At 59.5% G+C, this 11,083-nt stretch carries 9 protein-coding genes; all 9 read left to right on the top strand.

The genetic code is table 11. The features are described from left to right. The first annotated feature begins 56 nt into the window (after positions 1 to 56). Entirely contained in the window at positions 57 to 719 is a 663-nt protein-coding gene (locus GOW09_RS11045; RefSeq protein ID WP_171118256.1) for a helix-turn-helix domain-containing protein, read from the top strand. Continuing rightward, complete coding sequence (locus GOW09_RS11040; protein WP_171118254.1) at positions 716 to 2,755, top strand: NADH:flavin oxidoreductase; 2,040 nt, start codon at positions 716 to 718, stop codon at positions 2,753 to 2,755. Before GOW09_RS11045 ends, GOW09_RS11040 begins: the two co-directional genes overlap by 4 nt. Positions 2,756 to 2,863: 108 nt before the next feature. Next, positions 2,864 to 3,556, top strand: a complete 693-nt coding sequence (locus tag GOW09_RS22850) for an XRE family transcriptional regulator (RefSeq protein WP_171118251.1) — start codon at positions 2,864 to 2,866, stop codon at positions 3,554 to 3,556. Between the two features lie 93 nt (positions 3,557 to 3,649). Beyond that, on the top strand, positions 3,650 to 5,209 hold the full coding sequence (locus tag GOW09_RS11030; protein WP_171118249.1) for an ABC transporter substrate-binding protein: 1,560 nt from the start codon (positions 3,650 to 3,652) through the stop codon (positions 5,207 to 5,209). A 56-nt stretch (positions 5,210 to 5,265) separates the two neighbouring features. Next, entirely contained in the window at positions 5,266 to 6,210 is a 945-nt protein-coding gene (locus GOW09_RS11025; RefSeq protein WP_171118247.1) for an ABC transporter permease, read from the top strand. Continuing rightward, on the top strand, positions 6,191 to 7,069 hold the full coding sequence (locus GOW09_RS11020) for an ABC transporter permease (RefSeq protein WP_371808040.1): 879 nt from the start codon (positions 6,191 to 6,193) through the stop codon (positions 7,067 to 7,069). Before GOW09_RS11025 ends, GOW09_RS11020 begins: the two co-directional genes overlap by 20 nt. Beyond that, on the top strand, positions 7,069 to 8,055 hold the full coding sequence (locus GOW09_RS11015) for an ABC transporter ATP-binding protein (RefSeq protein ID WP_171118245.1): 987 nt from the start codon (positions 7,069 to 7,071) through the stop codon (positions 8,053 to 8,055). The genes GOW09_RS11020 and GOW09_RS11015 overlap by 1 nt, the downstream gene beginning before the upstream one ends. Further along, a complete protein-coding gene (locus GOW09_RS11010; protein WP_171118243.1) occupies positions 8,052 to 9,053 on the top strand; it encodes an ABC transporter ATP-binding protein in 1,002 nt (333 codons plus the stop codon). The genes GOW09_RS11015 and GOW09_RS11010 overlap by 4 nt, the downstream gene beginning before the upstream one ends. Next, the gene (locus tag GOW09_RS11005) at positions 9,050 to 11,068 is read left to right on the top strand and encodes a CocE/NonD family hydrolase (protein ID WP_171118241.1); all 2,019 of its coding nucleotides are present in this window, start codon (positions 9,050 to 9,052) and stop codon (positions 11,066 to 11,068) included. The genes GOW09_RS11010 and GOW09_RS11005 overlap by 4 nt, the downstream gene beginning before the upstream one ends. The last annotated feature ends 15 nt before the right edge of the window (positions 11,069 to 11,083 follow it).

Genomic DNA, 11,083 nt, shown 5'->3' with positions numbered 1-11,083 from the left:
GTCTGCTTTCAATTTGGGTAGAGTTCATCCACTCTACTCATTTTTCGGAGACCCGCATGTCATCTGACAAAGTTGTCGCCTTGCCATCCGCTATTTCTTCGCTGGGCAGCGAGGTTCGGCAGTTACGCAAAGCCCGTCAGCTTACGCTGAAGCAACTGAGCGAAGAAGCGGGCATCTCGCTCAGTCACGTGTCGGCGATTGAGCGCGGGGTATCCAAGCCTTCTGTTGACGTATTGCAAACTATCGCCAGCGCGCTCAGCGTCACGCCAGATTGGTTCTTTGCCCGCCGTGCTGGGGCGGGTCCAATGGAACAGGCTTTTGTTGTGCGCGCCCAGAACCGTCGAGCCCTTAATACCCTGTACGGTCAGGACGTGGCAGAGCTGGGCTATACCGATCATCTGCTGTCCAGCTCGATCGGAGGACAATTCTATATGGGCATGGCGGTCTACGCACCACATTCAGAACGCCCGGACGACCCTTTGCAAAAACACGAAGGCGAAGAGCACGGGCTGGTTTTGGAAGGCGAGCTGGAGATGCAGATCGGGGATGAGTTCATCACCCTGCGCGCCGGGGACAGCTACAGCTTTGACGCACGCATCCCGCACCATGCCCGCAACCGCACCGATCAGGTCTGCCGGTTGATCTGGGCCGTCTCACCTGTCGTCATTCCCAAGGATGTCGTCGCAACGCAGCCTTCTAACCGGGAAACGTCCTCATGAGCAGCGACGCCCTGTTGCAACCCTATCAACTGAAGCACCTGACCCTGAAAAACAGGATCATGACCACCAGTCATGAACCCGCCTATCCCGAAGACGGAATGCCTAAGGAACGCTATCGCGCCTATCACGAAATGCGAGCGAAAGCCGGCGTTGCGATGACGATGACCGCTGGCTCTGCCACCGTCAGCCGTGACAGCCCCCCGGTGTTCAACAATATCCTCGCCTACAAAGATGAGGTCGTGCGCTGGATGGGTGAATTAACCGACGCCTGCCACGCCCATGGCTGCGCCGTGATGATCCAGCTGACCCATCTGGGTCGGCGTACCGGTTGGAACAAAGGTGACTGGTTGCCGTCAGTTTCTCCATCGCACTACCGGGAACCCGCGCATCGGGCCTTTCCGAAGAAGATGGAAGACTTCGACATCGAGCGGATCGTGACCGACTATGCCGATGCGGCTGAACGCATGCAGGCCGCCGGATTGGACGGGATCGAGTTGCAGGCCTACGGGCATCTGCTGGACCAGTTCTGGTCGCCGCTGACCAACACGATGGACGCACCGTTCGGAGGTGATCTCGACAACCGACTGCGCTTTGGCTTCATGGTACTGGATGCGATCCGCGACCGTGTAGGACCAGAGTTCATTGTCGGCGTTCGCTATACTGCCGATGAGGTTGAAAAGGGCGGCATCACCGAGGAAGAAGGGCTCGAGATCGCGCGCAGGCTGCGCGACAGCGGTCAGGTGGATTTCCTGAATGTCATTCGCGGGCGCATTCACACCGACCCTGCCATGACGGACGTGATCCCTGTGCAGGGCATGAAAAGCGCGCCGCATCTGGATTTCGCCGGGCGGGTGCGGGCCGAAACGGGCATGCCGACCTTCCATGCTTCGCGCATCCCTGACGTGGCAACGGCGAGACATGCGGTGTCCTCGGGGCTTTTGGATATGGTGGGGATGACCCGCGCTCACATGGCCGACCCGATGATCGTTTCCAAGGTTCAAGCCGGACAGGAAGGTGACATCCGGCCCTGCGTCGGCGCGACCTATTGTTTGGATCGCATTTATCAAGCGGGCGAAGCGCTGTGCATCCACAACCCTGCCACCGGGCGTGAACTGACCATGCCGCATGTAATACCTGCGGCGGACACGCGCCGCCGGGCAGTCATCGTGGGCGCAGGCCCCGGGGGGTTGGAGGCCGCGCGGGTCGCCGCAGAACGCGGGCACGATGTCACCGTTCTGGAAGCCGCCCCCGAACCTGGTGGGCAGGTGCGCCTTACAGCAAAATCCAAGCGCCGGGCCGAGATGATCGGGATCATCGACTGGCGCATGGCGCAATGTGCTGCGCGGGACGTTCAGTTTCAGTTCAACACATATGCCGAAGCCAGTGACGTGACCGCGCTGTCACCGGATATCGTCGTGATTGCGACCGGGGGCCTGCCGAATACAACGATCCTCGATTCGGGCAATGAGCTGGCGGTATCCGCCTGGGATATCCTATCCGGCGACGTGCAGCCGGGCGAAAACGTGCTGATCTATGACGATGCAGGAGATCACCCCGCCCTGATGGCCGCCGAGGTCATCGCCGCCTCCGGCGCACGGGTCGAAATCATGACCCGTGACCGCAGCTTTGCGCCCGAGGTTATGGCAATGAATCTGGTGCCCTATATGCGCTCTTTGCAGAAAACCGGAGCCAAGTTTACCGTCGCACGAACGCTGCAAGCGATCGAAAAATCAGGCAATCAGCTGCAAGCCCATATCGGCACAGACTATTCTGATCTGGTCGAAAAAAAGGAATATGATCAAGTGGTTGTCAATCAAGGCACGCAGCCTCTGGACGATCTCTATTTTGATCTTAAACCTCTGTCGCGCAATCGCGGAGCGGTGAATCAGGGTGCGCTTGTCTCCGGCACAGGCGGCCTGTTTCCGCAACCCAATCCCAGCGCCAGATTTGACCTGTATCGCATCGGTGACGCCGTATCGGCACGCAACATTCACGCAGCTATCTACGACGCCCTGCGTATGGGCATCCAATGGTAGCAAGCGCAGGGAGGCAGCGCCAATACAGGAATTTTGAATAGTTTTTCTTGCGGAAAAGAAAAACAAACGTAGGATTTCCGACATACCCAGCGAGCGTAGGGAGGATTCGTGAGCCAGGGCAAATCGAAAAAACAAACCCGCACCGCCAGCGAAGAGGGCCTTGCAGCCTTCGGTGCCGAGGTGCGCCAGCTGCGCAAAGCGCGCCAGATGACCCTGGCCGAGCTTGCGACCAGCAGCGGTGTTTCGATCAGCCATCTCAGCGCGATCGAGCGCGGAACCGTCAGCGCGTCTCTCAACAAGATCTCGCGCATTGCCGATGCTCTTGGCGTCCCTGAGGAATGGTTTTTCAACCACCGCCCCGGTTCTGGCCCGTTGGAGCGCGCCTATGTCGTGCGCCAGTCCAACCGACGGAACCTGAACATGCTGTATGACGAACCGGCCGAGCAATCGGGTTATGCCGATCAGTTACTGTCCAGCTCCATCGGCGGTGGGTTTTGTATGGGCGTCTCGGACTACCGCCCTTATTCCGAACAGGTCGTAGACCAATATTTCTCGCGCGATGGCGAGATGCACGGGGTCATTCTGGACGGTGAGCTGGAACTGGTGCTCGAGGACGAAACCGTAACCTTGCGCACCGGTGACAGTTTCAGCTTTCCCGGAGACATTCTTCACGTCCTGCGCAACGTATCCAATCAACCTGCGCGCATGATCTGGGTGAACTCACCCGTGATCATTCCAAGATTCTCAGCGCTCGGCGTTGATGAGCAACTGCCACAGTCACACAAGAAAAAGAACGGATAACGCCTGCTGGCACCTGAAGTCGCGGGCACGCCAGCCCGCAAGCAACCAAACCGGACAGATGCCCGGAGACGAAGACAAACAGGGAGTAAGCAAATGAGTTCGATTTTCAAAGGGGACGTTTCCCGACGCTCCGTTCTGGCCGGTGCCGGTGCATTGGGCGCAGCCAGCCTCGCATTTCCCCATATGGCAGTTAGTGCCGATGGCTCAGTTCTGACCATCCGATCCTATAGCGATTTGCAAGTGCTGGACCCGGCCTTCTGGCTGGCTCTGCCCGAGGCCGACATCATGCGGTCGATCTATGCCCCGCTGGTCTCAAACCAACAGGGCGATGAGTGGAACTGGCGGCCCGTTGCTGTTGAAAGCATCGAACAGCTGGACGATCTGACCATCGCCTTCAAACTGCGTGACAAGATCGGGTTCACGGATGGTTTTGGTCAGATGACCGCCGATGACGTGAAGTTCTCGATCGAGCGTATCGCTGACCCAGCGAATGAAAGCCCCTATGCGGGTGACTGGAGCGCGCTGAAAGAGGTCGAAGTAAAAGACTCCCTTTCGGGCCTGATTCATCTGAAAAACAAATTCGTGCCGCTGTGGACAACCACGCTGCCGACCCCCGCCTCGTGTATCGTTTCGCGCAAAGCGGTCGAGGAAATCGGCGGAAAGATCGGGTCCGATCCGGTCGCGCAATCTGGCCAGTACATTCTGACTGAATGGGTTCCCAAGCAGAAAACCGTTCTAAAGCGCAACCCGGATTGGGCTTATGAACCTGGCGGGTATGAGGAAATCCACATCCTGCCCATTGAGGACCCCTCGACCGCCGAGCTGGGTTTTGAAGCTGGTGATCTGGACTACACCTGGACTTCGGTATCCTCTCTGCCGCGGCTTAAGGAAAACCCGCCGGCGGGATCGGTTGTCGAGGAAAAACCCTCGCTGGCCTATGTCTGGCTGGGCATGAATCAGGACAACGAAGCACTGAAAGACGTTCGCATCCGCCGTGCCATTCAACACGCGATTGACCGGCAGACTGTGGTTGACGCGGCCTATTTCGGCGCAGCGGCCGTGGGCAACGGTATCATCGCCCCTGGCCTGCCGGGCAGCCGGGATAGCGTGACATACGACTACGACCCCGATAAAGCGCGCGAACTGCTGGCCGAAGCGGGTGCGGAAGGCATGACCGTTACGCTCGACATCCTGAACCAGTCCGAACGCCTGACGGCGGCTCAGGTCATACAGGCCAATCTGGCCGATGTGGGGATCACCTGCGAGATCAAGCAAAATGACAGTGGGACGTTCTGGACGCTTGGTTCCAAGGACGGCGACTATTTCATGGATCTTCAGTTGGTGCTCAGCCGGTTTTCGATGAACCCTGACCCAAGCTGGGCTACGGTCTGGTTCACGCCGGAACAGGTTGGCGTCTGGAACTGGGAACGGTTCAACAACGCGGAATACAAGGCGCTGCACGAAGAGGGCCTGGTCGAAAGCGATCCGGCCAAGCGTGATGAGATCTACAAGAAGATGCAAGGTCTTATGGATGAAAGTGGCTGCTATGTCTTCCTGACGCACGAAGTGGTCGGCCTGATCCACAAGGATACGGTCAATCCGGGCCTGAAACCGAATGGCGAGCCGCTGCTGCCGTTGTTCAAACCCGCCTGATCCACGCAAACGGGCGGCGTATGGCCGCCGCCCGCACGGCCTTTTGGGGGGCGCGTATGCTGAGCTATTTTTTCAAACGGCTTGGGCTGGCTGCCGCGATCGTTTCGGTCGCCATGTTCCTGTTGTTTTGCATGATTTACCTGATCCCCGGCGACCCGGCCTCGGTTGCGCTGGGGCCCAGGGCAACCGAGGAAATGCGCGCCGCCCTGCGCGAAAAAATGGGGCTGAACCAGCCGGTTCTGGTTCAGTTCTGGAATTTTTACATCGGGGCCTGGACAGGTGATTTAGGGGATGAGGTTCTATCGGGTCGTCCCGTCACTACGGTCGTGTTCGAACAACTGCCCTATACGCTGGCCTTGATCGTCGGCGGCATCACGTGGTCGGTTGCGCTTGGTATTCCGCTGGGTTGCTGGGCGGCGGTCAGCCGCGGCAGCTGGGCCGACCGGATCGTTGGCATCCTGTCCGTTGCAGTGATTGCCGTCCCCTCGTTCGTGATCGCGATCTATGCGCTGCTGATCTTTGCCGTTGAATTGCGTTGGCTACCTGCCATTGGCGCAGGCGAACCCGGCAATCTCGGCGATCAACTCACGCACCTGGTCCTGCCTTCGCTGGCGGTTGGTCTGGGCTGGGTCGGCTATATTGCCCGCATGGTGCGCGCTTCGATGCTCGAAGTGCTTGAGGCCAGCCATATCCGCACCGCCCGCGCCTTTGGCCTGCCGGATCGAACGATCACCTACCGCTATGCCCTGTCGATTGCGATCCTGCCCACGGTCACGTTGCTGGGCGTGGGCATCGGTCAGATGTTGTCCTCGGCTGTCTTTGCCGAGATCGTCTTTGCCCGCCCCGGCGTTGGCAAGCTGGTCTATGACGCCATCCTGACCCGCAACTTCCCCATTGTGACAGGAACCGTTCTGATCACGACAGTCCTGTTCGTTCTGCTCAATCTGTTGGCAGACCTCATCATCGGAGCTTTGGATCCCCGTGTCAGAAGCAGTTTCTAACCCCGCCCCCGGGCGCATGGCCGAGCTGTGGCGCCCGATCCGCAAAATCCTGCGTGAACCGCTGGGCGCGCTGGGACTATTCCTTGTGCTGTTTGTCATCTTTGGCGCCGTGTTTGCCGATTTTCTCACCAGCTGGGACCCGTCGAAAATCAACCCGCGTGACCGGTTCCAAGGCCCAAGCGCGCAGCATCTGATGGGCACCGATCAGCTGGGCCGGGATCTGTTTGCCCGGGTGCTGCATGGTGGACGGATTGCGCTTTTTGTGGCTTTGGTCTCGACTGCTGTGTCGCTGGTGATAGGCATCGTTCTGGGCTTGATCGCGGGCTATGGGCCGCGTTGGCTGGACAATCTGATGATCCTTTTGTTCGACGCAATGAAAAGCTTTCCGACCGTCATGCTGGCCCTTGCGCTGGTCACGCTTATGGGGCCGTCGCTGACCGCCGTTATGGTCGTCGTTGTTCTGGTCACCGTGCCCGGTTACGCGCGGATCATTCGCACTCAGACTATCGCGTTGAAGACGTCAGAATATGTCACGGCGGCGCAAAGCATGGGCGCTTCTTCGGCGCGTATCCTGCGGGTGCACATTCTGCCGAACGTCATCGGTCCGCTGGTTATCCTCGCATCGATGGACATCCCAGTCGTCATCGGCATCGAAGCAGGGATGAGTTTTCTGGGCCTCGGTGTGCGCCCCCCGACCCCAAGCTGGGGCTCGATCCTGAATGACGGTTTCACCAATATCCGCGATACTGCCTGGATCGCGATTGCTGGCGGCGTGCCGATCATCATCACAACGCTGGGCTTTACCTTTTTGGGCGAGACGCTGCGGGACGTATTCGATCCCCGGCTGAAAGGACGCTGATGACCACGCTGCGCATAGAAAATCTGAACGTCAGCTTCTCGACCGAGGCCGGGCCGCTGCACGCGTTGAAAAACGTCAGCTTCGATGTGCCCGAAAACCGGATTGTCGGTATCGTGGGCGAATCTGGCTGCGGGAAATCCACCCTGATCAACGCCATTCTTGGATTGCTGGCCGACAATGGCAGCATCGACAGCGGATCGATCCTGTTTGAGGGGCAGGATGAGCTGACCACCCTGCCCCCGTCGCGCATGCGGGACCTGCGCGGCCCGCGCATCGCAACCGTGTTTCAGGACCCGATGGGCGCGCTGAACCCTGTGATCTCGGTCGGCAAACAGATGCTGAACATTCAGTATCGCTCGCCCCTTTCAAAGGACGAAAAGCTAAGCCGCGCGGTCGAGATGCTGGAATTGGTGCGCATCCCCGATGCCCGTGCGGCGCTGGCGCGGTATCCGCACCAGTTCTCGGGAGGGATGAAGCAACGCATCGCCATCGCCATGGCCTTGATGATGGAGCCCGCTCTGCTGATCGCGGACGAACCCACAACGGCGCTGGATGCGACGCTTGAGGTTACGACAATCGAACTTCTCAAGGACCTTCAGCAAAAGATCGGCTGTTCAGTCATGTTCATCTCGCACCATCTGGGTGTCATCGCCGAGCTCTGTGACGATGTCGTGGTGATGTACGCCGGGGAAGTGGTCGAGCGCGGTACCGTCCGGCAGATATTCCAGGATCCACGCCACCCCTACACAGCGCGGCTGCTGGAATGCGACCCTGCGCGGCAAAGCGAACGCACCCGGCACTTGCCGACAATACCCGGGGAAATCCCCGATCTGCGCGCACGGCCCGCGGGCTGCATCTTTGCCAACCGCTGTGACCGGGTAAGCGACGCGTGTTCCGCCCCGCCACCTGACAAGGACATCGGGGAAGGCCATATCGCCCGCTGCTTTGTCGCGGACACACCAGCAGAAACCGGAGTGACAGCATGAGCAGCGATCCGATTCTCAAGGTCGAAGATGTTCAGGTCTCGTTTCCGGTCGGCAGACTGGGACGCCGCAGCGCGATCCTGGGTGTGGCTGGGGTGAGTTTTGAGGTCAACCGCGGCGAGACCTTTGCCCTGGTTGGCGAAAGCGGTTCTGGCAAAACAACGCTTGCGCGGGCCGTGAACGGTTTGCAGGAGATTAGCGCCGGCGCCATCACTTTTGAGGACCAGCGCATCGACGAGTTGGACCGAAAGGCGATGAAGCCCGTTCGCAAACGCATGTCGATGATGTTTCAGGACCCGGTAGGCTCCCTCTCGCCCCGCATGACCGTCGGCGATCTGGTGACTGAACCTTTCCGAATTCACGGTATAGAGGGGCGCAATCTGCGGGAAGAAGCTGACCGCCTGCTGACACTAGTGGGTTTGCCGACCAGCTTCGCGTCGCGTTTCCCGCATCAGCTGTCGGGTGGACAGGCCCGACGTGTCGGCGTCGCGCGCGCCATTGCGCTGGACCCGGCGCTGATCATCGCGGATGAACCCACTGCGGGCCTGGATGTGTCGGTGCAGGGCGAAGTTTTGAACCTGCTGAATGATCTGCGCGAACGGCTGGGTCTGGCGATGGTGATCATCACCCATAACCTGCATGTGGTACATCATGTGGCGGACAGAACCGCAGTCATGTATCTGGGCCGCTTTGTCGAGGCCGGAGACACCGAACAGGTGTTCAGTGCGCCTCAACACCCCTATACGGCGGCGCTTCTGTCAGCCAACCCCGAGCCCGACCCGGATAAGACACATGACCGGATCACGCTGCCGGCCGAAGTCCCCTCGTTGCTGGCCCGCCCATCGGGATGCGAGTTCCACACCCGCTGCCCATGGGCGCAATCGCGATGCAGTGTGGATGCGCCGGAGCGGCAGGTTGCAAACGGGCGCGCTGTCGCCTGTCATTTCCCTTTGGAACCCGGCGCCCGCCCGCCGGAACTAGCAGAAAAGGCAGCGTCATGAGCGATATAGAGGTCATTGAAACCGTTTGGATTCCAATGCCTGACGGAACCAAGCTTGCTGCCCGGCTCTGGCTGCCCGAAACAGCCAGAACTTCACCGATGCCCTGTATCCTCGAATATATCCCCTACCGGCGTCGGGATCGCACGCGTATGCGCGATGAAAGCATGCACCCGCATTTCGCAGCCGCCGGGTACGCCTCAATCCGCGTCGACATAAGAGGGTATGGCGACAGTGAAGGCGTGTCCGAGGATGAGTATTCCCACCAGGAAATCCAGGACGGCCATGACATTGTCCAATGGATAGCCGATCAGGACTGGTGCGACGGAAATGTCGGCATGTTCGGCAAAAGTTGGGGGGCGTATAACGCGTTCCAAGTTGCGGCGACCCGGCCCCCGGCACTTAAGGCAATCGCTCCGGTGATGGGCACGGATGACCGATGGCGCGAGGATATTCACTTCTACGGCGGCTGTTTGGCCAATGACAATTTCTGGTGGGGCTCAATCATGCAGCTCTACAACGCTATGCCGCCGGACCCCGAAATTGTCGGAGCTGATCGCTGGCTCGACATGTGGTGCGAACGTTTGGAAGGCGCTGAATTCTGGCCCGCCATGTGGCTGGAACACCAAACCCACGACGAAATGTGGCGACGTGGTTCGATCTGCGAGAATTACTCTGACCTACAGGTACCGGTCTACTTCTTTGGCGGCTGGATGGATCTGTATCGGGACACGCCCTTCCGCATTGCAGAACACCTCGGCGGACCAGTCAAAATCCTGATGGGACCTTGGGCGCATCTTTACCCACATGAAGGGGTGCCCGGCCCCAAGGTCGATTTTGTCGGCGAGTTAATCCGTTTCTGGGATCATTGGCTGAAAGGGATCGACACGGGGTTAATGGATGAACCCCCATTGCGGTTTTTCTTGCAGGACAGCGCGGCGCCTTCGGGGACCCATCTGCAACGCACGGGGCGCTGGGTTGAAGAACCGTCTTGGCCGTCGCCCAATATCGCCGAGCAAACGTTCTGGCTGAATGACCAAACTCTGGGCGAAACGGCACAGTCAGGGACTGCGATGTCCATCTGCTCGCCACAGAGCTTCGGTGCCGCTGCGGGCGATATGTGCTCTTTCGCCATTCCCGGCGATATGGCAGAGGATTGCCGGATCGACGCTGGGGGGGCATTACAGTTCAAGGGGTTACCCCTGACCGAACCGCTGGACTTGTTGGGTCAGCCCAGCGTTGACCTGACGGTGTCGGCGGATCAGACGCAAGCCTATGTCGCCGTGCTGCTGGTGGATGAGGCCCCGGACGGCGCGCAAACGCTGATCGCGCGGGGATTTTGCAATCTCAACCACCGCGACAGCGACACCCAACCTACGCCGATCACGCCCGGCGAAGACATGACCGTTACGGTTCCCTTGTACGGAACCGGCTATCATGTTCCCGAAGGCCACCGCATCACATTGCAAATCGCCTCAGCCTATTGGCCTGTTCTGTGGCCTGCGCCACAGCCGGTGACACTCATGATCAAGTCCGGCATGTCCCGGCTGACCCTGCCGATCAGAGTCCAGCCTGACGGCAGCGCCGAGCCGCGTCCGCTGCCGGAACCGGAGCCCCCAAACGCGGCCCCGCGAAAAACCCATGTTCGCAATGGCTCAATGGAACGCTCGGTCCACACTGATCTGACGAATGGCGAAGTGACCCACCGGTTCTTTCTGGATGGCGGTGTATTTGGTCCGGTCGGCGATTTCCGTCTTGACGACATCGGAACGGTGCTCAGCGATGTGTCCGACCGGCGCTACACGATCCACCCCGGCGATCCCTTGTCTGCCGTCGCCACAATGGAGCAAACAGCCGGTTTCGATCGGGACGGCTGGTCCGCGAAAATCTGGACCTATTCCGAGCAACGGGCAACGGCAACCGAGTTTCTCCTGACCTCACGCCTAAAAGCCTGGTCAGGTGGTGAACTCATTTTCGAAGAAGAAGAGACGCACATCATTCCCCGCAACGGAATGTAGCGCATCCTTGCGGCC

It is taken from the genome of Ruegeria sp. HKCCA5463 (assembly GCF_013034175.1).
In the GTDB taxonomy this organism is placed as follows: domain Bacteria; phylum Pseudomonadota; class Alphaproteobacteria; order Rhodobacterales; family Rhodobacteraceae; genus Ruegeria.
This window is presented reverse-complemented; position numbering and strand designations above follow the sequence as displayed.

Coding starts and splice junctions, on each gene's coding strand:
- GOW09_RS11045 (WP_171118256.1), top strand. CDS start 57: ATGTCATCTGACAAAGTTGTCGCCTTGCCATCCGCTATTTCTTCGCTG.
- GOW09_RS11040 (WP_171118254.1), top strand. CDS start 716: ATGAGCAGCGACGCCCTGTTGCAACCCTATCAACTGAAGCACCTGACC.
- GOW09_RS11030 (WP_171118249.1), top strand. CDS start 3,650: ATGAGTTCGATTTTCAAAGGGGACGTTTCCCGACGCTCCGTTCTGGCC.
- GOW09_RS11025 (WP_171118247.1), top strand. CDS start 5,266: ATGCTGAGCTATTTTTTCAAACGGCTTGGGCTGGCTGCCGCGATCGTT.
- GOW09_RS11015 (WP_171118245.1), top strand. CDS start 7,069: ATGACCACGCTGCGCATAGAAAATCTGAACGTCAGCTTCTCGACCGAG.
- GOW09_RS11010 (WP_171118243.1), top strand. CDS start 8,052: ATGAGCAGCGATCCGATTCTCAAGGTCGAAGATGTTCAGGTCTCGTTT.
- GOW09_RS11005 (WP_171118241.1), top strand. CDS start 9,050: ATGAGCGATATAGAGGTCATTGAAACCGTTTGGATTCCAATGCCTGAC.